The sequence below is a fragment of the Endozoicomonas sp. SCSIO W0465 genome (genome assembly GCF_023716865.1).
Lineage (GTDB): Bacteria > Pseudomonadota > Gammaproteobacteria > Pseudomonadales > Endozoicomonadaceae > Endozoicomonas.
The window spans coordinates 5,725,159-5,747,905 of the sequence record NZ_CP092417.1; the positions used below are offsets into that span (position 1 = coordinate 5,725,159).

Sequence of the window (22,747 nt, forward strand, 5' to 3'; positions counted from 1 at the left end):
ATGGCTTGGCGTCTTAATAAATGATAGTAATAACGGTTATCGGCAGGGTCACCTGTTTAGAATACAGGGTTGATAAACGCCGGCTGAATAAACGTCAACCGGCAATTGATTTATGGATCAGAAAAAGCCCAGGGGATTGATATCGTAACTTACCAGCAGGTTTTTCGTCTGCTGGTAATGCTCCGGTGCTTCGGCTTCGTCTTTAAAGGTGGCAGCGACTCCCGACGAATACACGTCAGAGGACCTAACCTGAAAACCGGTGTATTCATAATGTGTCAAAAGCTATCTTCTGTGCTTTAGCACCATGGGCAATCGCTTTAAACAAACTGTCCCAGCTATCAATCATCAACGTGAGAAAGAAACTGGTGATCTTTCTCCATAATCGCTTGCGTGTAGGCTTCTTTGGCTTATTTAAAGCCTGTTGAAATTTTGGACAAGCCAGTTCCTGTATCTGATCAACCAGGAATGCCAGAAAAGTGAGGTAGGCGAAATTCGTAGCCAGATGTTTTTCGCCATGACCGTAATTGTGCTCAAGTTGATAGCCTTGATTTTTCAGGGTATTAAACGTTTAATTTTCAATGCGCCATCTACAACGACCTCCTCGCATTACGGATTCAACGGTATCATCTGTTAATTCGTAACTATTCAGCACCCAGCAAAGGCATATTGCTGTAATTCTGAACAGCTCTAAGTAGTGACTGGTATATATCCATACCCTGTTTTCTAGCTGACGACAGATAGCTCCGAATCCGTGCAAAAAAAGCACCTCCGTCCGCACTCCTGAAGCAGCCTGAGATTTTCCGCTTTAACTTGGCCATGCGAATATCCCGTTCACTACCATTGTTGTCGAAGGGGATTGTAAAATCAGACATGAACCGCAGTGTTTCAGTTTTGAACTCAATGAGTCGTTTGAAGAGGTTGTAGGCTTTGGTATTTTTGACTTTCTTACGGCCGAGCTCTTGCCGCTGTTTCTCCATATAGGTAGGCGACTTTTTTCGTTAATGCCCGCTGAAGTAAGCGGTCATAAATCTTCTCAATACGTTCATGGATAACACCCGGCATTTGTAGCATACCGATGGTCTTAAAGCCCTTGAAATAATGCCAGGAAAGCCTGAGCAATTTCATCAGACGTAACGCCAGTTGATTGCCGTCCCGGTCAACAATGCCCAAAAGCTCCCTCAGGTGATGGGCATTGCAAAGAACGTGAACTGCCGCATATGAAAAGTAGGATTTCCAATGATCATGAACCAGAACGCCGACAAATGTAAGTAGTATGCCCATCGCATCCATGGCTTCACGACCCCGCTTTTCAGCCAGGTAGTAAAGTGTCCATTGGTCATCCCGCATAACGTGTAACCAATAAAGAGAGCCTTCGGCAAAGAGAGCCTTCGGCCCGCATGCCAGTTTCATCGACTCCGGCAACTGCCGTTTCCTGCAAGGCGTCACGAATGACATCCTCAGTAGAGGCCAGGTTTTCATGGGTCCTGGCCACAAAATTGGCTACCGTTCCAACGCTGACACTCATCTTATAGAGCGTATTAAAATACTCTGACACACGCTTATACGGTACGAAATTATATTGGTTAAGATAGACGGCCACAGCCTGAGTAGCTGGGCCATATTGCACGGCTGCAGTTACACCTTCGGGAAATTTAGCCTGATTTTTGCAACCACATGTGCAGATTTTGACCTCAGATTTATAGGCAGTTACTTCAAATTCACCAAGCTTTCCTGGCTCAAACACCTGTCGCTCAATATATGACCGACTCCTTATCAAGGAGAGAAACCTGACATTTATGGCATTCTTTAACCTGAAGGAACTCAATATAATTAGGGTTATCGACCTGCTTGAGGCAAGTTCCCTGATGCCCTTTCTGTCCACCGGATTTATTGTCGGAAGACTGTCTCAGACTTTTTGGATTGGGTTTGTCATTATTTGATGCATCAGCACCTTCATCGGTATCGGCGGGATTATCTGTGGAATCACTGCTTTTACAAGGTTTTTGGTAACCATCAGACGATGGTGGCTTACTGCTGTTTTGACTGTTCTTGCTAACCCTTTCTTCCAATTGGGTGAAAGTCTCATATTGATCACACCCACAGGCCTTGAGCTACAGCAAACAGACGTAACACCAAATTTTTCAAACTGAATGGAGAGCAGCCAAACACAGCTATGATTCTAACAGCAAACAAAGAGTCAACTGTGAGAGGCCGCTCCGATGGAAGTATGTCAGCCACTAACCAAAGTCGCCAATGATTCCTGTCCTGCTATTGACCAACTGCAGCAAAAACTGACCCTCCTTCGTCAGTCCAATAATCCAATCCAGCATTTTGAGGATCATGAAAACGAGATTCACTCCCTCTTTATTCAGGCGGAGCGAGAAATACTGGCAGAAGAACTGCAAAAATTAGACATCAATAAAGCTTCTATCGAAGTGAATGGGGTCGTGTATCACCAGGCATTACGCAGCTATCAAACCTACCAGTCAGCAGCAGGACCTGTCCGGGTATTGCGCAGCCTCTACCGCAATGCCGGGGATAAGTGCATTGTCCCTTTAGAGCTCAAGGCTGGCGTTGTAGAAGGCTACTGGTTACCAAAGGCTGCGAAGCAAGCAGCATGGATGGTTGCCCAGTTGCCGCCCGCGGACGTAAAAAGCTTACTCGATCTAATGGGGAATATGTCACCCTCAACCAGCTCTCTGGCACGTCTTCCCAAAAAACTCAACGAACAATGGGAGCAGCACCTTGACCCTTTCGAGACCCTTCTCGCGGAGAATCTCACAGTACCGCCTGACGCGGTGACGGTAGCTGCTTCCCTTGACGGTGTGATGCTACCAATGAAAGACGGCAAGCGTCAGGAGAAACGTGAAAAGAGTGTTGCTGATGGCAAACGTACCCGAGGGCCAGCAGGTTGTCAGGAGGCCAGTTGTGGAACACTGTCGTTTTACGATGACCAGGGAGATCGCCTCTCTACGATCAGGATGGGACGAATGCCTGAAAGCAAGAAAGCGACATTGAAAAAATCCCTTTCAAACCTTCTGGATAAGGTGCTTCAGCAAAAGCCAAATCTGACTCTGGTCAAAGTGGCAGATGGAGCCCGGGACAATTGGACATACTTCACCAAAGAGCTACCGGAGGGAGAAGAAATTGTTGATTATTACCATGCGGCAGAACACCTGAAGAAGGCATTTGACCTGGCTTACGGTGAAAATAGCGCGAAGTCCAAAGAGAAATTCAGCACCTACCGACATATCCTGAAGGAGGAGCCGGGTGGGGTTGAAAAAATAATCAAGGCACTGGCTTACCAGCATAGCAAGCATCCCCGCCGATCGAAATTAAAGACAGAGTTAAAGTACTTCAGAAAAAACCGGTTACGGATGAATTATGCAGAACACCTGTCGCGCAACCTGCCCATAGGCTCAGGGGTCATTGAGGCGTCCTGTAAAACGCTGGTTACACAGCGAATGAAGTGTTCGGGAATGCGTTGGCGGTGTCCCGGGGGGCAAGGCATTCTGACACTCAGGTCACTAATTCAAAGTGGTTGGTTCGACTGTGGCTGGATGCTGCTGTCGGTAACGTACCGGGCTAAGGTAAATATGGTCAGTGATAATGTGATTCCATTTTCATCAGGGAAGGGTGATCTTGAACGTTAGTACTCATCAATATGAGACTTTCACCCAATTGAAACGAATATTCTGATAAAGCTACTGAGCCAGAATGAAGACCATGATCAGGTGATTTGATTGAAGTCACGTTACTGAAGTGATCCATTAAATTACTGAGTTACTGAATTGCAGTTACTGGCTGTAGTTTCTTATAAAAGTTCCTCCTTTGAACACCCATTCAATATTTATAGCAAACAAACATAAAAAATTGCTATGACTATTAATTATTTACTGTTTGCCTGTCTGGAGGACAGCAACAAATATCTTCTTACCTTGTATTGATTTATGACTATTATAGGTAACACTGCCTGCAGGCATAACCTGTGTTATGCAACCTGAAGAAACCTTTTACCGCTTCTGGCATTTTTTGCAGTGCTCTCATTTTGCTGCGAATGAAATCTATAAAGTCAGCTTTGGTCTTCAAAGCGGTTTTTCCAAGCTTTTCTTTCAGGTGATTCCAGACCTGTTCATCAGGATTCAGCTCCGGGGAATAGCTTGGCAGCAAGTGTAGGCCCAGCAACTTCGGCTCTTGTTCTACGTAATCTTTCGTATACTTCGCTCGGTGTGCAGGATGTCCATCAGTGATTATGATCACTGGCTTATCAACGCTGCGAACCAGTGACTTTAGATATTTAACAAACATAAACCGATCCATTTTCCCGGTGAATGTCTTGTACCTCAGGCAACCTTCTGAACTCACAACTGAAATAAGGTTTAACCGATGCCTGGAGCCTGTTGTTTTTACAACTGGGGTTAGACCTTTTATGCCCCAGGTTCGACCACGGTGACACTCGGATTTTGCTGTAGATTCTTCAAGAAAGAAGATGATTGCATCTTGCTCTTCTGCCTGCTGGAGTATCGCCGGGTAACGGACGTTCAGCCATTCTTCTACTTTCTTTTATCCTGTTCCCACGCTCCCCAGCGAGGCTTTTGTGGAGAGAAGCCCAAGCGTTTCAAGAGCCTGGCAACTCCAGAAGGAACGTATTTAACCTGAAAGGTCTTTTCAATCAGAGTGGTGATGATTTGGCTCGTCCACAGTGACGTCTGGTAACCATAATCAATAGGAGTTCGAGTTCTCAGTAATATCTTAAGCTGCTGTTCCTGCTCTTGCGATAGCCTGGGCTTGGGTCCAGTTTTACCTGTCCGGGTTTTCAGGCCATCCCAGCCTTCTTGGTTATAACGATCAATCCATTGATAGACGATTTTTCTTGAGGTGCCATACTTTCGAGCAAGATTTGTAGGATTCATGCCAGAATGCCAGTCTTTTATGGCTTTGAATCGAATTTCTTCCCTGATGGAATCGGAAAGTCTGCGTCCGTCAATGTTGTTCATTACTACCTCATTTATAAGGTAGCGGATAATACCATACGTCAATAGTTACCTATAATTGTCGCAGATCAACAATATGTACTCAAAAAGCCGTACTTGATCCACACGACAACCATTGCGCAGCACTCTCGATTTTCTGAGCCAATCTCGGGAATGTTCCGCTACCTGTAAGCCTATCTGTTAAATAGTGCCAGAATGAAAGCCCATATTGTCGACAGGTTTTCTTGAGGCTTGCAAAGGTGTCTCTGCTCCGTCGGCCGCTCTCACTTTTGGTGCCACCACTGATTTTACGCCGTTTGACGTGTTCTCTTATCTGGCTTTCGCTGAGGTTGTTATGAAGAGGCAGTACCGGGTTATCCAGAACCATCAACAATTCCTGTTCAATTACAGCAAGACCTGCCAGCGCTTCCTGTAGACCTGAGCAACCGGTTTGTGTCTGGATCAGACTTTTGAAAGCGACTCTTATCTCTGCTGCCTTCTCACCCGAAGGAGATTCTCTAAAGGCCTTTAGATCCCGGTAAATGTTCCAGAACCAGCTCAGGCACCAGTATTGGGCATTGACCTGCTGGCGATTGACCGGAATAACTTTCTCCATTGGCCTGGCAGCGTGTACCCAGCACTGGGCATGGGCAAATACATTGAACTGACCGGCTCCGTCGCTGAATGTCACCAGATTGAACCCGTGGCTGATCAGGCTTCCGTATAACATGGCTTCACTGGCTCTTTGGCGATTCCTGGAGCCTGTGAGACCGATGTCGTTCATAAAGGCTTTCCAGGCTTTCTCACTCAGGAAGTGGACATCCTGATATTGCGCCAGTACACGCTGCCATTTCTTTGCGAATTTATGCTCCCTGAGATAGCCGATGGCTTCTGCATTCAGCACATAGGTCCGGTACGGGCGATGCAGTAATGCCAGGAAATTTTCCCTGCTTTTGCTCTCTGTGGTACCGAACCAGGTAAACAACTCATTGGTAATGACAGTACAGTAACCGTTTTGTCCTTGATGTCTCGCCCCGGTGTCGTCTGTCTGCAGGTAACGGGAACAACGGATGCCTGTCGCCAGTAGATCGTCTTTTTCCTGGTGGAATGATTCGTGGCCTTTGGTAATCAGGTTACTGAGCTCCCCTGACGAGATAGAAACACCTATATCCCATAGAAACTCCAGTAGCTGTGGCTGTGTTACGCCACAGGCGAAATACTGATGCAAAATGAATGCTCGGAGTTGCGGGCCGAAATGATGACCATTAAGAGCGCTCGGCGGGAGACCGCTGATGACTTTACCGTCGGGAGTCACCCACTTCTCAAGCCAGTAACAGATCGTTTTGGAGTGAAGCTCCAGCTCCTGCACATAAAACGCATCCCGCCCATGACCTGACTCTTGATCACATCTCTCCAGCGCTGAACTGCCGGGCTATCTGCCAGGTTTTTACCCGATCCTGCAATTTCGCCCAGCCTTCCCATACCACTAACCAGCCGGGCTGCCCTGTATGCTTTGAATCACCCCAACCACCAAGCCGAGCAATCGTTTGAAGCAGCCAAGTGACTGTTGGCGGCTTATCGGGCAACGCTTTTTTTTTCATAGGTTAGCCAGAGAACCTGCCATTCATCATCACTGACCACCTCATTCGCGAGTGTTTTTTTCACTCCAAAGCTTTCTGTCTTTGTGCTGCCTGTCATTCGGTAACATTAATGCTTCACGGATTTGCATTAGTCTGACAGCGACAAACATTAATATGACCGCAAGTCGTTCAATGTTATCCGGAGATTGCAGGACGAAGCCTTTCTACTCCTGCTCCCGATTTCCAAGCCTTATGGAACTCTTCTATTCGCCATCGGAGCTCGTAAAATCGAATGATAGAGCGACAGTCTTCGAATGTTTCAATATCTTCAGTTGTCCAATAGTACCCAGTGCAAACGGTCTTCGGAGTCATGCCAATCTCTTCAGCCGACACAATATTCATAGTTACCGGTTCCGGCCTGCCGCCTGGCCTTTGCGGCGCCTGTATTGTCATCTTCTTTCTTTTGACCTGCAGCGTTGCCTTTCGTTCTTTCTACCTCCTTTTTGAGGAACCACTATCGTATTATTTCCCCAACACTTCAGTCTGAGCTAAGGAATCAATAATAAAGAGTTCGCATCCACCAGGATTCTGTTTTGTGTAGCTCTTACAACAAACCGCTGTCGGTTATCCAGTTTGTAGTGCATATATTCGTATATATCCGCCTCCCGGTCGCAAACACTGATGATGTCAGGCATTTTACCCCCCATCCTTTGTTCTGTGTTTTCAGAGGCTCTTTGCCACTTAAAGCTTTCCTTTCCCTCGTAAGGTAGCTGACGACGTTGGTTCTTTTTCCCCCGCTGAACGTCCTCTCTAACCCATCGTCTCTTGATCAATAAGCCCAATGCTTCGCTCTGTATCCGCATCAACCAAGAAGACAGATGGACGTGGAATCCTCTGGTTTTAGAGCCTTCAGGACCTCCAAGATCACCAAGCTCGGATCTGACAGCATGTTTATAACCCAGGGTTGTTGTATCTTCGAGAGCCAGAAGTAGGCGAGACTGTCTCGCTATTTTGGCAGTTGCCTGAAAGCCTGCCTCAGCTATTGCTTCAGGCTTTACGGCCTCATTCTCAATCAGCCGGTAAGCTCCAGTTACCAGTGCGGTATAACCTTCGCATGAAGATGACAAAGAATTACCGGTATGAGCTGAAAGCTCGGCAGCAACTTTGACAAGTCGTTTTGTACGTCGAGTATCACCCAAATCAGCACATCCAAAAGTTAGTTCTGACCATGGTTTAGGAGAAAGTGGAAGCATGACCTGTTTTATCAGTGAGAAATGATAGAACAAGGTAGCTATTTGTGATCAAGAGACAGGCCCATGACGAGTAGAACCTTCTGGAATGGAATCCGGAGCGATCACGGCTTCTTCAGTAACAGGTGGTTTATCCGGTTTAGTGCTTTGTCGTTTAGTATGGTGGTTGGGTTTATCGACATCACTTTTTCCATCAGATAGTTCGGAGTCATCAGACTCTGGTTCTTCATCTGACTCATGATCGTGACTCTGTGAGTCATCATTATTATTACCGCTATCGTCGTGCTTATCAGATGGTTTGGTGTTTGGCTTTATATCGGGCTTTGGGTTCAGCTTTTTCAAGCGAGTGATTTCGTTTTCCAGAATCTTTATCCGTTCCTGGAGCTGAACAATGTGTTCCTGCTGCTGAGTTATGAAGGTAAGCAGCTTTTCAGTAGAAAGGTTATCAAGCGATGTATTCATGAACCTGAAAGGTAGACTGTAGAGACGGTATTTTCCTCAAAATATTAGTTTTTGAGTACATACCTTACCTTCTGATTGCTCACCGTTCTCTCAGGGTAAGACAGGTTATCTCTTGATGAATTGAAGGTACCGCCTCTTTGCAATGCCAGCTTGCTTTGCAGCTTCTTCTTTGTTAAGGCTTTGTTTAATAACTCTATTGTAAGTTTGTGTATAGATTTTTTGCCCCTCAACGTAAATGGGATCTTTACGAAGTTCCCTTTGGCGTTTTCTTTTGCGCTCCCTTTCGCGCTCTGCATAATCAGGATCGTTATGGTAGCGCTCCCTTTGGTACTTTCTTTGGTTCTCTCTTTCCCGCTCTGCGTGATCGAAATCATTCTTGTAACGCTCCGTTCTGCGTCGCCTTCGGCGCTCTGCATAATCGGGATTGTTATGGTAGTACTCCCTTTGGTACTTTCTCTGGTACTTTCTTCGGTACTCCCTTCGTCGCCCTACGTAGTCAGAATCCTCACGACAATCCTCACGACAACCCTGACTTGGGCACTTAACCAAAGCGTTACCATCAATTTCTTCGGCCTGGGGCCTTTGGTCCAGGTTTAGGGGATTAACTACAGTTGCTGGTCGTAAAGCTTGTGGGTGAGTGGATTCGACAGAAAGATTGATTAACTGATCATCCGGATTCAAATGACTCACTATTGTTGGCGCACTGATTTCAGGCTCACTCCCCGGTAAGCATACCTGCAGAATAAAAGGCATGTCTGGAATTGATGACTGCGTATCATTTACGGGTCCATTTTCAGGGTTCCAGGGTATATATTCATCAAGTATGGATTCTGATATGTTAGGAATATCAGCACCGATAAAGTCATTTGTACCGGAAAGTGTTAGATGTTCAATATCAAGGTCGTTCAATGAGTTAAAAGAATCAGCATTATCTTTGGGTGTAACTGATTGGTTATGGTAAACAGAAGAAGAGTCCACCGTCTGAACAGACATTCCATTATACGTAACTTGTTGCTCACTGAGTCCAAATCTGTGCGTTTGCCCTAATGAATCAGATAATCCCAAACAATGATCAGATAAAGCAAGATCGAATAACGGCAACTTGGTTGAGGGTTCCATTGAATTATTCAATTATTGAATTGCAGCTTAAGACCACTCCTTCATTATAAAGTTCCTTCCTGACAAAACCCACACACCCTGTCATGGACTATGTCAATGGGTTTGTTTAGCTGTACTAATTTCCCAGTTTATTGAACTTGCCTATAAAAAAATGGTCTAAACACTGTATTGGACAGTTGATTCCGGTGTTTGTCAACATAGTTGTCGCCTCAACTTAAGCGGCTTTGCTTAGTTGATCATCAGCAGGTCTGTCGGGATTCAACCAGACTTCATCAGCCAGATCCCAGTTCCTTGTTGACCTCTTTCCCCAGCGCTCTGGGTGACGTTCTTTGGCTTGTTCATAAACCTTTCTGCGGTTAGCCATAAGCACCTTGGTTTCACCACGATGCCTTTGCCCGGGTGTCAGAAATTTCAGCCCACTGTGCTTGTGCTCTTCGTTGTACCATTGGGCAAAACCATGCACCCAGCTACGTGCTGCTTCAAGATCAGCAAATGGCGTGCGCGGATAACCAGGGCGGTATTTCAGGGTTCTGAATATGGCCTCGGAAAAGGGGTTATCATCACTGACCCGGGGACGACTGAATGAGCTCACGACCCCAAGACGCTGCAGTGTTGACAGCATAGTGCCACCCTTCATGGGACTACCATTATCTGAGTGCAGAACCAGTGGCCACTCCAAGGCTGCAATTCCCTGTTTGATACAGGCTTTAGTGATCATTTCTGATGCATGCTCAGCTGATTCGGTTTCATGAATTTCCCATGTAACAATCATACGACTAAAGATGTCTATCACCAGGTACAGGTAATAAAACTGCCCCCGTATCGGAGAGCGCAGATAGGTAATATCCCAGGACCAGACCTGGTTGGGTCCGGTAGCACACCAGGACGTTGGCTTATACCTGTTTGGCTTGGCAGCACTGCCCCGATGATGCTGTTGCCCTGTTTCCTCCAACACCCGGTAAAATGTCCTTTCAGACCCCATATAGAGACCTTCATCTAACAATGTGGGCACAATCTGGCTGGGCGGAAGGCTTTTGAACCGCTCGCTGTTACAGACGTCAACAATCGCCTGTCGCTCAGCTTCAGAAAACTTGTTAACCGGTTCTGGCCTGTCAGCATTTTTGCGATTATCTGCGCGCACGTCATCACCCTGCATCCAGCGTTGTACAGTTCTTTCTGTAAGACCAAGGGCTTTGCAGGCTTTTGACTGACGAGCCCCATCTTTAACTGCCTGTTTAATCAGGCTAACAGCATTTTGTCGATCCGGGAGAGAGACTAATCGTCCTCTGGCGCCCCCCAGATCTCTTGGGCCTTTTTTGTGAGTACCAGCAAGGCAGCAGTTTCTGCTAACGCCTTGTCCTTGCGATTGAGTTCACGCTCAAGCTTTTTGATGGTTTTCTTATCTTTTTTGTGTTCGTCAGACAGCGCCTTACGCTGTTTTGACTGACTTTCAGGCTGGACAGAAACACTGTTAATAAAGGCAGCCTTCCACTGCTGAATTTGTTCAGCAAACAGACCTTTTTTACGACAGTATTCAGCCATTTCTGCTTCATTTAACGCAGCCGTTTCAATGATTACGGCTAACTTGTTTTCAGTTGTCCATTGATCTGGATTCTTTCCGTCGCCCGGCACAGGCACTCCTTTAGATACTGCTTTCTTTCGCCAAGTGTACAGGGTCACATCAGAGATACCAGTCTCACGTACCAACTGCGAAACTGGCACATTATTGGGTGGCATCATCTTCTGAATGATGGACTCTTTGAACTCTTCTGAATAGCGGGCCATTGATTACTCATAGACCGCCCCCTGTTGAGATTTCTAATTTCAGGAGAGGCGACAACTATGCTGACACAGGGGGCATTGACCATGAATATAGGCCGAATCTCAGATCTCATCAGTAATGACACCTGCTTTGAGATGATCCGTGAGAACCGCTGGCCAGATGGCACTGTTCTCTGTCCGCACTGTGATTCTGAGAATGTCAAAAAGAATGGACACGACAATGTGCAGGTAGAGTGCCAGCACTTACTGTAAGTCCTGTAAGCGCTACTTCGATGACCTGACAAATACGGTTTTCGCAGGACACCACCGACCACTCAAAGTCTGGATTGCCTGTCTCTATTTAATGGGGCTGAACGTCTCCAACAGCCAGATAGCTCAGGAACTTGATCTGTGTGTCAGTGATGCACACCATATGACCACAGTCTTACGAAATGGTGTTGTTGACCGAAAGCCAGAAGTGATTCTTGATGGCGAAGTTGAATTCGACGAGGTCTACATTGTAGCTGGTCACAAGGGACACCCTGAAGCATTAAAAAAATCTGGATCGTCCACCGAGAAAAAGAAGGCTTAAAGGCGCTCCGGGCCGTGGGACTCTGGAAAAAGACAAACCGCCGGTATTGGGAATGATTCAAAGGGGAGGTCAGGTCATTATCAACATGCTGTCGAACGTATACCGATGAATACAACATCTATGATGACCTTGAAAGCTGGGGCTTCAGACATAAAACGGTCTGTCACGGCAAAGGTGAGTATGCTCGTGATGATGACAAAGACGGTATTTACGAGGTGCATGTTAATACTATGGAGGGGTTTTGGTCACTTCTACGCTCGTGGCTAAGGCCTCACAGGGGAATATCCCAAGAGGCTTTACCCCTTTACCTTGGCTTTTTTGAGTGGCTCTATTTTGATTACGAACTGCTCTACAGTGAAAACTGACTGTAGGTCACGAAAAACAAGGATTGAGCAACATTACCGGACAATATGCTGACAACCTTTGTAGATAAAGGGCTTCAGCAATGTTCAACCCAGTAGCAGTCTGAAATCCTACAAGAGCCTTTTGAGTTTTTGCATAATATTGGCCGAAGAGGCAAAAGTCTTCTTCAGCCCTTAGTCAACTTGCTGGTTACATAGCAGTCTGGAATTGGAAAAGAGCCTACCCCTTTACCTTGGCTTTTTTGAGTTTTTGCATAATATTGGCCGAAGAGGCAAAAGTCTTCTTCAGCCCTTAGTCAACTTGCTGGTTACATAGCAGTCTGGAATTGGAAAAGAGCCTCTTCTGATTCGCATTTTGTGATTCGCATATTTTTCGGTCAAACAATCTGTGTGATTACAGATTGATTTATTGTCATTTAAAACAACAGGTTAACCATTCAGTTGATTTTCTGCATATACGAACTAACTTATACTGTATAAAAAAACAGTATTAAGTAGGACTTATATTAGATTGTTCTCGTCCAAAAACACAACCAATTGAAAACTGTAGATTTTATCCTGAAAAATTAAGTGGAGCCCTACTGCTATCTGGCGACTAAACTTCCCAAGAGCAAGAAACATAAGGGATTGCCAAAAACAGAGGACTCCAAATGCGCAAAAAACGCAACCCGCAGTGTAGTATGGAACTCCATTACGTACCTCATGAAATCTGCTCCCAGCTTTCCGGTATCTCGCAATGGCTTGACGCCCATCCACAGTTCAATGACTGGATTTATGAGGACTTAAGTTCTGGTGATAAACAGAACACTGGGCGGAACGGACTATCAGCAGAATCCGTTCTTCGTGCGGCACTCCTGAAACAGTATTTGAATTGTGATTATGACTACTTGTCGTTTGTTTTGATGGACTCCATGCTCTTTCGAGACTTTTGTCGCCTCGAACCAAACCAGCGCCCCAGTCGCTCCAGTTTGCATGGGCTCATCAGCCTTCTTACTGCATCTACATGGGAACGGATTAATAACTGTCAGCTAATGACCGCTAAAGATCAGGGTATTGAAAAAGGGCGCACTGTGGCTATTGACAGCACAGTCACCGAATCGGATATCAAACCTCCTTGCGACAGTGATCTTTTAGCCAGTTCCGTTAAAGAAATTTGTCGGCTGCTGGAACGGGGACAAACACTGACAGCGACACCGCTTTATGAATATACCCATCACAACCGAGCCGTAAAAGATGCGGCCAGAAAATGCATCTACGCTGGCAAAGAAGAGCGGCATCAGCATTATAAAAAACTGCTGCAGTTGACCCGAAAATCCCGGAAGGTACTTATCGAAGCTACTGTCACGCTAGCAAACGCCCGTCAGCAGGGGCAGTGTCTCCTGGCTGATGATGCCGACAAGTGGCAGGCCGATGTGGATCACCTGTTACCCCTGGTGGATGCAATAGTCTCCCAGACAGAGCGCAGGGTCTTTAAGGGTGAAAAGGTGCCAGCCCAGGAAAAAGTGGTTAGCCTGTATGAACCCCATACGGATATCATCGTAAAAGACAGGCGGCAAGTACAGTATGGCCATAAACTGAACCTGGTTCAGGGAAAAAGTCGATTGATCCTGGACCTGGTTATTGAGGAAGGTAACCCAGCGGATTCGGACCAATTCATTCCGATGATGGAAAGACAAAAAGAAATTTATGGTCGTGTACCTCGCCAGACAAGCGGTGACGGCGGATACGCGTGTCGCGCTAATTTGGAAAAAGCCAAGGCCATGGGAATCAGCGATGTAGCTTTTAATAAGAAGCGCGGACTTGAAGTCGAAGAGATGACTAAAAGTCAGTATGTGTATAAAACGCTCTTTCGCTTCCGGGCAGGTATTGAAGCGGGAATTTCGTGGCTAAAGAGATGTTTTGGGCTATCACGTTGCCACTGCAAGGGTTCTGAGCGTTTTGATTCTCATTGCTGGTTATCGGTGGTCTGTTACAACCTGGTGATTCTGGCCAGACACCCGGCACCATCCTGATAGCCACCTCCACGCTACATGAAAGTACCTTTCCAGCATGGTGGGAGGATGTTTTCTGCCTGCTTTTCGCGTTTTTCTCCAATATCCGTCCCAGATTAGAGAAAAAAAGGGAAGAGTTTTTGCGGCTCTCTGGAATTTCAGGAAATATCAAAACGCACGTACAATCTAATTATGATTGCCTGATGCGTTTTTGGACGAGAACTAGATTACAAGAACGTTTTCAAATTGCCATTCGGTCTGCCGGTTATTCTCTGTCCACCGAGCGCAGCTACTGGGACTGGACTAAACGCTTTATAAAATTTCATAAAATGCGCCATCCCGATTTATTAACTGGCGATGATGTTCGTGATTTTCTCACCCACCTGGTAATGAAAAAGCACGTTGCTGTCAGTACTCAGCAGCAGGCATTGAGTGCCCTGGTCTTTTTGTACAAACAAGTACTCGGGCGCGACAGCTTAACGATTAATGACTGGCTAAAAGCAAAACGCCCCAAAAAACTTCCTGTTGTGTTGTCGGTTACGGAAGCTACCTCTGTTTTGTCTTATCTCAAAGGGACACCGTTATTAGTCGCCCAGTTAATGTACGGTGCCGGTCTTCGGCTGAAGGAAGCTCTCCGTCTCAGGGTTCAGGATGTTGATTTTGGGCGTATGGAAATTACCGTTCGCCATGGTAAGGGTGGAAAAGACAGAATGACTTTGTTGCCCAAGGTGTCGGTTGAAGCATTACGGGCTCAGATTGAATCATCCAGGTTGCTGCACCAAAAAGCACTTGAAGAAGGTACCTGCTTTGTTCACCTTCCACATGCATTGGCCAGAAAATACCCAAATGCTGGAAAAGCAGTTTTAAGTCCTGTTGATCGCGGATGAAAACCGAAAAACGTGGGCCAGATTTTGAATCCTGAGGAAATCGGGAAACCGGAGGTGGTTCTTGTATCTCGAAGGCATCCAAGACGAAAAGCCTATTCTTACATTCTTTCACTCGAATTTTGCAACCTGGTTTTCGGTTGTTTCAGCTTGCTGATACAGAACTATTTTGGCAGTTTTCAATGGAAATCTGGTTGTTTAGCGTCCAAAAGTCGTAAATGACACCAAGACCGAAAAAGCCAATGGTAAACAGATACAAAATTCCGGATATCCATTTCCCCAGGTACATACGGTGAACACCGAATACCCCAAGGAATGTCAGTAATATCCAGGCAACAGAGTAATCATACTGACCACTATGGAAACGAAGATCTGCTTCCCGATCCATTGCCGGGATAAGGAAAAGATCAATCAGCCAGCCAATACCAAAGAGACCAAGTGTGAATAACCAGATAGTGCCTGTTACGGGCTTGCCATAATAAAAACGGTGTGCCCCAAGAAACCCAAAAATCCAAAGAATATAACCGATAACTTTACTATGAGTGTCGTTCATTGTTAGCACCTGAACCATTGACTATGGTAATTGAAGAGCCTTAAGTCCGACAGGCTCCTTGACGGAGGGAACAAAATGATGCGAGACAAGTCTGATGTTTAAAACCCTATTTTCTCAACAGAAACAACAGGGTTTATGCTTCCCTTATCCGGAAGCTTAAATCAGAAAATGATAAAACCACTCCCTGAAGCACACCCACGCTACCGCCCCTCTATTCCATTTCCTAGAGTATTGAGGCAGTTATGATTTGTACGACAGTTTATGTGCAGCTGCATAGACAATAAATAGTACCATCGAACAGATTTCCGAGGTATTTTTTGCTCATGTTTTATTTATCACTGACAGCTGTCATGCATTATTGCAGATCCGGGGAGTCGGCATAGGGTCGTTTGCAGGCAAGGTAGAGGTCAGGCACAATGGTCTGTGCCGACCTTGGGAAAAAAATCTCATCAGAACGACTGAGAAGTTATTATGAAGTGCCCTGTGACCTCGACACAGTCGGGCCAATATAGCAATTATTACCAGCAGGGAATATTGCTGTTTTTAATATGATGAGCCTTGCTGGTCTACAATTCGTCGAATATGGCTTTTGCATTGCCAATATCGATCAGAAGTCCATCCAGTTTTTCAATACGCTTTTGATCCAACAATGCATTCAGCGTATCTTTTTCTAGAAGCACGACAGCTTCCTTCATTCCTTTGAAAACAGCGGTTATTTTGGGTTTGGCATCGGCTGGTGAAGTAACAGCACCCCTTTCAAAGTCTTCAACGATTCGGTGAAGCTTTTTTATGTCATTTGCTGTATTAACAAACTGACGGACGTTAACACGTTGCTCAATACTTTGATTTTCTAGCTCTTGTAAAAATGTTGATAATCCATCGATTTTTTGTTCTGCTGCCTGCAAACCGGTTAAGAGGGCCTTAAATTTTGCCATAGTGAATTCGTTTTGCTGTGGCTGATCCGACGCTGGTACTGAGTTAGCTATGCTGGCAGCTGACTGCGGCACACTGTCAACTGATCGTTCTCTGATGTAGGTTCCATCAGGCTCAGCACTTTGATTCCGAGCTTTAGATGATCCAAAAAGATAGGTTTTAACGGAAGCAAGTGCTGAAACAGTGCGATTAAATACCCTTCGAACTGAGTTAGTAACACAATCCAATGCTATTTTACAGGCTTCGGCTATGGATGAAGCGACACATAATATAGAGCTCATCGTTATCCCATTCGTCTTATATAAAATTCAATTCCCTGTTTAGAGTCCAGATTGAAACGAAAGTTCATTCTTGAGTTCACAGTCTAAAGCCTCGGATAACAGGGGATTGAACTAATAACTGATTATATGGTCAGAATAAATGAAAGCAAACTATCAACTATTTATCTGGCTGCGCTGATTCGGATGTTTTTTTATTGAATCATCCCATACATATCTGTCCACTACGATCCAATCGGCATCAATTTCATTTACTGTTCGGGCTATCTTCTAACAGAACAATCTTCTAATAGAACAACGTTCCGATTTATTTTCAAAGGAGAATGGCTTTGGATCTTAACCGTACCCCGTCATCCAGCACGCAAAATTCCAGCTTGAATCAACAGCCCGATGAGCGTCCGGCACCACCTGATGATGTTGCTATTCGCAGATTCTGCCATCGATGCGCTAAGTATATTGAGCACCCTCCTTTTATGGTCACCGATTGCTGTAACAGCACCTACCACGATATGTGCTCTATGACTCTGCCTGATCGTGATCTGGCAGCTTGTCCCGGCTGCAAGACCAAGCCTTTGAAATTTTCCAGAGATACTGAGTTTGCCAGGGAGGTCAATAAATACGACTGGAGCCTTTTGGAACCCACCCCTGGTGGTGCAATCCCTGGCGAGCATGATCTCCCCGCCCCAGTTCAGATTAGTAATAGCCGGGAACTAGCTGTTATTGGGGGAACGATGGCCTCCCCCCAAGAGCAGGCCGCACTTGCTTTGCCAGGGACAATTATTGAACCAGCGGCACATACTGCAGCATTGGCAGAAGTGCGAGAGGGTCTCGCCATCGAAGGTCAACTAGTAGCGGCTCAACAGAATATGGAACAGTTAGCCACTCAGCTTGGAAATCTGCTGCAAACTCAAATGGTACTGCATCCACGGCACCCGGATACTCCTTCAGATGCCCAGCCACCCCCCCGTCCCTCCGAAAGGCTAAATGTCAGTAAAATAACCAAGGCGTTTGAGCGGATGCTGGTTGAGATTCGTTCACCAGCTGATCTGGAGGCATTGAAAGGCCAGAGAGGTTATAACTCAAGTTACGCACCTTGCTGAAAATCAGCCATTATTGGTGGCATGAAAAATGATCTCATAGAACTTTATTCTGACTACCTGTTGTCGTCGTCTGGGAAGACCACTGCAACGGGAGTGTCAGAGCTTTTGGATAATGTCTACAGTCATGACCAATTCACCCGATTGCTTTCAAACAATGAGTTTACCAGTCGTGACTTATGGCTTTACGTTAAACCCGTCGTGCGACAGGTTGAGTGCAGTGATGGGGTTTTGATCTTTGACGATACGATTCAGGAAAAGCAGTTCAGCAAAGAGAATGCCCTGAACACCTGGCATTTTGATCATACAAAAAATCGCACCGTGAAAGGTATAAATCTGCTCAATGCACACTACCATGCCGGAGATGCGTCGATTCCTGTCGCCTATAAATTGATCGAGAAAACCATCCTGTACACCGACTTGAAGACAAAAAAGGTAAGACGATATGCAGAGCAAACCAAAAATGAAATGATGCGGGAGATGCTGATGATTTGCTGCCATAACCAGCTTATGTTCCGCTATGTCCTTGCAGATAGCTGGTTTTGCTCAAACGACAATATGATGTTTATTCGACACGACTGTAATAAACATTTCCTGATGGCGATGAAGTCAAACCGCAAGGTATCCCTCAGTCTGGACGACAAATTACAAGGCCGTTCACAGCGTATAGATACTGTTGATTTTTCAGAAGATAAGCCTGTACAAGGGTGGATAGCAGGTGTCGATTTCCCTGTTCTGCTATACCGTCAGGTCTTTAAAAACAAAGACGGAAGCACAGGCATTCTCTATCTGGTTTGCAGCGATCTTGACTGTGATGCCGAGACTCTCAAGGCAATCTACGAGAAACGGTGGAAAGTCGAGGTCTTCCATAAAACGCTGAAATCGAATGCGTCAATGGCCAAGTCACCGGCGCATACTGTGAGAACACAGAGTAATCATATCTTTCTTTCAATTTACTCAGCCTTCAGGTTGGAAGTATTGTCATTGAAAGTAAATCTGAATCACTTTCAGCTCAGAGCCAAAATCTATATGGCAGGGCTGAAAGCTTCGTTGGGGCAGCTGAGAGAGCTGTTAGCTGCGTAACTTCAGGTTATAACTTTATAGAGCAGATGATCAGCCAAGGTATAGTCCCTAAATGGCAAACAATCTGTAATGCTGAAGGCCAACTGCCCGGCATACAATTAATGATCGACAATCCAGAGGGTGCCGATGTTTTCTTTTCCGCCATGCAGCAGCGTCTCGATCGACTTGAGCCGGGCAATCCGTTTTTTCTTACATTCGTCTGTTCCCGCACGAATCCGTTAACAGGCCAGCCAGAGCAGGTTTCCCCGGTTATGCGCGTGTTTCGGCACCCATCTGACGGGAGTCTTATATTGTTGTTTACCTCTGAAGTGCCGACGAACAACAGCTCCCTCGGACGGCTGGCTTTCGGGAGCTTTGAAGGTGGCACCGAGCTGACCACCTATCTAAAGTTTCTGGCATTGAGCAGCGATGCGACCCAGGGAGTTTTTGTTGAACCAACCAGAAGGGGAGGCACCCCGGCAAAAGCGCTCGAAAGTATCGATATGCGAGCCTTTATCGAGCAATATCCTCCCCGTGATTTCAGTGGCGGCGAGGCAACCTCTGACCGGAAAATTCTACTCGCTGCGGCTCAGAGTCTGGGACTGCAACGTATCCGCAAGGAAGAAGCTAAAAATGTTGAATTGCTGTAACTATTCAGCACTGAGCAAAGGCATATTACAGTAATTCCGAACAGCTCTATGAAGTGATTGATATATGTCCATTCCCTGTTTTCTGGCAGACGACAAATAGCTGCGAATCCGTGCAAACATAGAACCACCGTCTGCACTCCTGAAGCAGCCTGAGATTTTCTGCTTTAACTTGGCCATTCGAACATCCCGCTCACTGCCATTGTTATCGAAGGGAATGGTAAAATCTGACATGAAGCGCAGTGTCTCAGCCTTGAACTCAGTGAGTCGTTTGAAGAGATTGTAAGCTTTAGTATTCTTGACTTTCTTGCGCTTAAGCTCCTCTCGTTGCTTCTCCATATAGACGACTTCTTTCATTAGAGCCCGCTGAAGCAACCGGTCATAAATCTTCTCGATTCGTTCACAGACAACACTTGGCATCTGTAGCATACCTATGGTCTTAAAGCCCTTGCAGTAATGCCAGGAAAGCCTCAGTAGCTTCATCAATCGCAACGCCAGTTGATTGCTGTCCCTATCAACAACACCCAAAAGCTCCCTCAGGTGATGGGCATTGCAAAGTACGTGAGTTGCCGCATATGCAAAATAGGATTTCCAATGATCATGAACCAGAACGCCTGCAAATGTTAGCAGTATGCCCATCGTGTCCATGGCCTCACGACCTCGCTTTTCAGACAAGTAGTAGAGCGTCCATTGTTCATCCCGCATAACGTGTAGCCAGTGCAAAGAGCCCTCGGCCCGCATACCCGTTTCATCGGCTCCGGCAACAGACGATTCCCGCAAGGCGTCACGAATAACCTCTTCAGTAGAAGCCAGATTTTCATAGGTTCTGGCCACAAAATTGGCGACAGTGCCTGCACTTACACTCATTTTATAGAGAGTATTAAAATACTCTGACACGCGCTTAAAAGGCAGGAAATGGTATTGGTTAAGATAGACGGCCATAGCCTGTGTGGCTGAGCCATATTGTGCGGCAGCGGTAACACCTTCCGGGAATTCAGCCTGATTCCGACAACCACAAGTGCAGATTTTTACTTCAGCTCTATGGGCCGTTACTTCAAATTCACCCGGTCTCCCTGGTTCAAACACCTGTCGTTCAATATATTTGACCGGCTCACTATCAAGAAGAGACGCCTGACATTTATTGCATTCTTTAACCGGAAGGTACTCAATATAGTCAGGGATATCGACCTGTTTAAGACAAGTGCCCTGATGCCCTTTCTTTCCACCGGCTTTATTACCAGAAGACTGTCTCAGACTTTTAGGATTGGGTTTTTCATCCGATGGATCGGTACCTTTATCTGCGGAAAGGTCGTCAGAATGATCTGGAGAATTACTGTTTTTACAAGGTTTTTGATAACCATCAGACGATGGCGGCTTGCTGCTGTTTTGACTGTTCTTGCCAACCTTTTCTTCCAATTCTCGACATCGCTCTTCCAGACAGGCAACTCTCATCCGCAGCTCTGCATTCTCTTTCAAGAGAATCTCAGCCGACATAGTTGCGGGTAGTTCTGGAATCATGCTGGCGAATATTGTGGAAAAATGGTGCTTAAGAGGATGGTATAAAAATCAGAAAATTCCAGATTTATGTGGGGGTGCTGAACAGTTACGAATTGCTGAAGAATATTACCGGTAGCGATATGCGCAGCTCCGAACTTACCAGTGAGCAGGTGGCTAGCCACCTGAGTGAACTTGGCTATACCCTGCTCAAAACGGAAATTATCGGCTTTCCCATATTGAAGCTTGGAGTTTCTTCTTATAGCCAGCTGGAGTCTGATGTGCGGATGATCCAATTGCAACGGCAAGTGGCTGATTCACTAGAGGAAATGTATCTTGGCATGGCGGCCGGTGGGCAAGGTTATATCCAGCTCCAGCTCGACCCGATCAAAGAGAATTCGCCTGAAGAAATTCTGCTTTTGGTCTGTGATAAGGACAAATTCTATCTGGTGAATATGAAAAACAAGTCGATATCGACTCAGTGCTCACCCAGTCTTCAGGATATAACTGACTACTGTGAAGTGTTTATGGCGGGATGTCGTATAAGGAAAGCAATAATTACCTCCTTTGTGCCGATTCAAATGAAAAAAACACTGGCTCGATAACTTGAGCTATAGGGGCTGCCATGGGTTTCATCCAGCCCGTGGCAGAACACAAGCCAGGAACTATTCAATAGGGGGAGGCGGGTGATATCAGGCCATCTGGTGTGATTGGCAAATAAACGTAAATCCCCGGAACCATGGCCAGTACTAAGGGTGATACTTTTTTTGGTGCGAGAGTGATTGAGTAAAAAGTGTCGCGAAGTATGGCCATGAACACTACCCTTTTTCATGCATATGGTTTTACCCGGTTTGAGTGTGACCATGTCAACAGCATGGTGATCCGAACAGGCATCCGGTAAGGGCAGGGTCATTCGATTCGGGAAACCGGGGTTAGAGTTACCGATGAATTGGAAGGTGTGCCTCAGGTGATCTGGCCGGGCTCCTGCTATTGGCCGGGACAGGTGAGTCAGCACGGACTCTGCAGCCAGTGCTGTGATGATGTACTTGCATAACGTCCACAGCGTGCCGCCTGTCTTGCCTGAGACAGGATGACTGCCCGTTTCCAGCGCTCCGGTAAGCGGGTATTCTGTGCCCTCTGCGGCATTCAGGCGTGTAATAACGGCATCCGTCAGGTCTTCAAAGTATCGAAACTCACTGACCGGTAATGTGTTCATGCACTGTTTTGCTTTTGCCAGGTGTGCCGGTGAAAGCCCGATCAGATTTCTCAGTGCGTAATCAATTTCTTCCCATGCGCTTTCGAGGTCCAGTGTTTGCCCTGAATCCGTAATGGTGATCGTTGTTGTGACGGCATCGAATCCCCTTTTTGTGATGGCCCTCGAATCAAGGCCGTCAACCGGGAAGTCGACAAGGGCTGCCCGGGAGTGTTGTATTTTGTTGCTGGCGGGCAGGGCATCACTGATTTCTCTGCCCTGAAAAGAGGCCCTGACTTCATCTTTACTTTCACCTTCATCGCTGCGGCGGGGGTTAAGAAATGGTGGAAGATACCCTGAGCTAATGTTGTTCATGTCATTGAGCCTCAATCACAGTGCTATCAATCAGTGCTCTCAATCGCTAAACCGCATGTTAAACATGCCCATTACCACTTTGTATGAGCGGTTGTATAAGCATGTGCAGGAGTGCGGAGGAGGGATTGTCGAGCAAAGTGGC

Annotated in this window: 25 protein-coding genes and 2 pseudogenes; 10 read left to right on the forward strand and 17 right to left on the reverse strand. The window is 46.2% G+C overall.

Annotated elements, in window-relative coordinates; all coding sequences use genetic code 11:
* Positions 1-641: 641 nt before the first annotated feature.
* The 4 genes and pseudogenes from MJO57_RS25585 to MJO57_RS25600 all read right to left on the reverse strand — a co-directional run.
* Positions 642-977 (reverse strand): transposase, encoded by a 336-nt coding sequence (locus MJO57_RS25585; protein WP_252019818.1) that lies wholly within the window; start codon positions 975-977, stop codon positions 642-644.
* Entirely contained in the window at positions 946-1,410 is a 465-nt protein-coding gene (locus MJO57_RS25590; RefSeq protein WP_252019819.1) for a transposase, read from the reverse strand. The genes MJO57_RS25585 and MJO57_RS25590 overlap by 32 nt, the downstream gene beginning before the upstream one ends.
* A complete protein-coding gene (locus MJO57_RS25595) occupies positions 1,337-1,777 on the reverse strand; it encodes a transposase (protein ID WP_252019820.1) in 441 nt (146 codons plus the stop codon). The genes MJO57_RS25590 and MJO57_RS25595 overlap by 74 nt, the downstream gene beginning before the upstream one ends.
* Positions 1,752-2,072 (reverse strand): annotated as a pseudogene (locus tag MJO57_RS25600) (DUF6444 domain-containing protein); the annotation flags it as partial. The pseudogene MJO57_RS25600 and the gene MJO57_RS25595, both read right to left, overlap by 26 nt.
* Positions 2,073-2,219: 147 nt before the next feature.
* On the opposite strand from MJO57_RS25600, the gene MJO57_RS25605 reads away from it, so the two are divergent.
* The gene (locus tag MJO57_RS25605) at positions 2,220-3,653 is read left to right on the forward strand and encodes a hypothetical protein (protein WP_252019822.1); all 1,434 of its coding nucleotides are present in this window, start codon (positions 2,220-2,222) and stop codon (positions 3,651-3,653) included.
* Positions 3,654-3,957: 304 nt separating this feature from the next.
* On the opposite strand, the gene MJO57_RS33470 is transcribed toward MJO57_RS25605, so the two are convergent.
* The 9 genes from MJO57_RS33470 to MJO57_RS25650 form a co-directional block, all read right to left on the reverse strand.
* The gene (locus MJO57_RS33470) at positions 3,958-4,545 is read right to left on the reverse strand and encodes an IS630 family transposase (RefSeq protein ID WP_371924917.1); all 588 of its coding nucleotides are present in this window, start codon (positions 4,543-4,545) and stop codon (positions 3,958-3,960) included.
* A gap of 8 nt (positions 4,546-4,553) precedes the next feature.
* Positions 4,554-4,997, reverse strand: coding sequence for a winged helix-turn-helix domain-containing protein (locus tag MJO57_RS25615; protein ID WP_252019824.1), 444 nt, complete (start codon positions 4,995-4,997; stop codon positions 4,554-4,556).
* A 79-nt stretch (positions 4,998-5,076) separates the two neighbouring features.
* Positions 5,077-6,342 carry a transposase gene (locus MJO57_RS25620; RefSeq protein WP_252019826.1) on the reverse strand — a complete coding sequence of 422 codons (1,266 nt, stop codon included), beginning with the start codon at positions 6,340-6,342 and terminating at the stop codon, positions 5,077-5,079.
* Between the two features lie 34 nt (positions 6,343-6,376).
* Positions 6,377-6,574 carry a hypothetical protein gene (locus MJO57_RS25625; RefSeq protein WP_252019828.1) on the reverse strand — a complete coding sequence of 66 codons (198 nt, stop codon included), beginning with the start codon at positions 6,572-6,574 and terminating at the stop codon, positions 6,377-6,379.
* Between the two features lie 174 nt (positions 6,575-6,748).
* A complete protein-coding gene (locus tag MJO57_RS25630) occupies positions 6,749-7,006 on the reverse strand; it encodes a hypothetical protein (protein WP_252019830.1) in 258 nt (85 codons plus the stop codon).
* Positions 7,007-7,101: 95 nt separating this feature from the next.
* The gene (locus MJO57_RS25635; RefSeq protein WP_252019832.1) at positions 7,102-7,806 is read right to left on the reverse strand and encodes an IS4 family transposase; all 705 of its coding nucleotides are present in this window, start codon (positions 7,804-7,806) and stop codon (positions 7,102-7,104) included.
* Between the two features lie 48 nt (positions 7,807-7,854).
* Entirely contained in the window at positions 7,855-8,265 is a 411-nt protein-coding gene (locus MJO57_RS25640) for a hypothetical protein (RefSeq protein WP_252019834.1), read from the reverse strand.
* Between the two features lie 105 nt (positions 8,266-8,370).
* Positions 8,371-9,384, reverse strand: coding sequence for a hypothetical protein (locus tag MJO57_RS25645; RefSeq protein ID WP_252019836.1), 1,014 nt, complete (start codon positions 9,382-9,384; stop codon positions 8,371-8,373).
* 214 nt (positions 9,385-9,598) lie between these two features.
* Positions 9,599-11,169 (reverse strand): IS3 family transposase gene (locus MJO57_RS25650; protein ID WP_252017319.1). Its coding sequence is split into 2 segments (ribosomal slippage): positions 9,599-10,695 and positions 10,695-11,169, totalling 1,572 coding nucleotides; the frame shifts between segments, so codons are not numbered across the junction.
* 81 nt (positions 11,170-11,250) lie between these two features.
* Here MJO57_RS25650 and MJO57_RS25655 point away from each other — a divergent pair.
* The 5 genes and pseudogenes from MJO57_RS25655 to MJO57_RS25675 all read left to right on the forward strand — a co-directional run bounded on the left by MJO57_RS25655 (position 11,251) and on the right by MJO57_RS25675 (position 14,977).
* Complete coding sequence (locus tag MJO57_RS25655; RefSeq protein WP_252019838.1) at positions 11,251-11,418, forward strand: transposase; 168 nt, start codon at positions 11,251-11,253, stop codon at positions 11,416-11,418.
* A gap of 91 nt (positions 11,419-11,509) precedes the next feature.
* Positions 11,510-11,737 (forward strand): hypothetical protein, encoded by a 228-nt coding sequence (locus tag MJO57_RS25660; RefSeq protein ID WP_252017334.1) that lies wholly within the window; start codon positions 11,510-11,512, stop codon positions 11,735-11,737.
* A 101-nt stretch (positions 11,738-11,838) separates the two neighbouring features.
* Positions 11,839-12,102, forward strand: a pseudogene (locus tag MJO57_RS25665) (transposase); the annotation flags it as partial.
* Positions 12,103-12,749: 647 nt separating this feature from the next.
* A complete protein-coding gene (locus MJO57_RS25670; RefSeq protein ID WP_252017318.1) occupies positions 12,750-14,111 on the forward strand; it encodes an ISNCY family transposase in 1,362 nt (453 codons plus the stop codon).
* Entirely contained in the window at positions 14,048-14,977 is a 930-nt protein-coding gene (locus MJO57_RS25675; protein WP_252019840.1) for a phage integrase N-terminal SAM-like domain-containing protein, read from the forward strand. The genes MJO57_RS25670 and MJO57_RS25675 overlap by 64 nt, the downstream gene beginning before the upstream one ends.
* 142 nt (positions 14,978-15,119) lie before the next feature.
* Here MJO57_RS25675 and MJO57_RS25680 read toward each other — a convergent pair whose 3' ends face one another.
* Together MJO57_RS25680 and MJO57_RS25685 are read right to left on the reverse strand one after the other, a co-directional pair.
* Positions 15,120-15,527 carry a TM2 domain-containing protein gene (locus MJO57_RS25680; protein ID WP_252019842.1) on the reverse strand — a complete coding sequence of 136 codons (408 nt, stop codon included), beginning with the start codon at positions 15,525-15,527 and terminating at the stop codon, positions 15,120-15,122.
* A 566-nt stretch (positions 15,528-16,093) separates the two neighbouring features.
* The gene (locus MJO57_RS25685) at positions 16,094-16,741 is read right to left on the reverse strand and encodes a hypothetical protein (protein WP_252019843.1); all 648 of its coding nucleotides are present in this window, start codon (positions 16,739-16,741) and stop codon (positions 16,094-16,096) included.
* Positions 16,742-17,112: 371 nt separating this feature from the next.
* Here MJO57_RS25685 and MJO57_RS25690 point away from each other — a divergent pair, with 371 nt between their 5' ends.
* Genes MJO57_RS25690 through MJO57_RS25700 form a run of 3 tightly spaced genes read left to right on the forward strand, consistent with a single transcriptional unit; the run spans position 17,113 to position 19,547 of the window.
* Positions 17,113-17,838 carry a hypothetical protein gene (locus tag MJO57_RS25690; protein ID WP_252019844.1) on the forward strand — a complete coding sequence of 242 codons (726 nt, stop codon included), beginning with the start codon at positions 17,113-17,115 and terminating at the stop codon, positions 17,836-17,838.
* 21 nt (positions 17,839-17,859) lie between these two features.
* The gene (locus tag MJO57_RS25695; RefSeq protein WP_252017920.1) at positions 17,860-18,918 is read left to right on the forward strand and encodes a transposase; all 1,059 of its coding nucleotides are present in this window, start codon (positions 17,860-17,862) and stop codon (positions 18,916-18,918) included.
* Positions 18,919-18,944: 26 nt separating this feature from the next.
* Positions 18,945-19,547, forward strand: coding sequence for a hypothetical protein (locus tag MJO57_RS25700; RefSeq protein WP_252019845.1), 603 nt, complete (start codon positions 18,945-18,947; stop codon positions 19,545-19,547).
* Here the strand turns inward: MJO57_RS25700 and MJO57_RS25705 are convergent, their stop codons facing one another.
* The gene (locus MJO57_RS25705; RefSeq protein WP_252017330.1) at positions 19,548-21,062 is read right to left on the reverse strand and encodes an IS66 family transposase; all 1,515 of its coding nucleotides are present in this window, start codon (positions 21,060-21,062) and stop codon (positions 19,548-19,550) included.
* A 119-nt stretch (positions 21,063-21,181) separates the two neighbouring features.
* On the opposite strand from MJO57_RS25705, the gene MJO57_RS25710 reads away from it, so the two are divergent.
* Entirely contained in the window at positions 21,182-21,643 is a 462-nt protein-coding gene (locus MJO57_RS25710; protein ID WP_252019846.1) for a hypothetical protein, read from the forward strand.
* Here MJO57_RS25710 and MJO57_RS25715 read toward each other — a convergent pair.
* Positions 21,616-22,605, reverse strand: a complete 990-nt coding sequence (locus tag MJO57_RS25715; RefSeq protein WP_252019847.1) for a hypothetical protein — start codon at positions 22,603-22,605, stop codon at positions 21,616-21,618. The genes MJO57_RS25710 and MJO57_RS25715 overlap by 28 nt on opposite strands.
* Between the last annotated feature and the right edge of the window lie 142 nt (positions 22,606-22,747).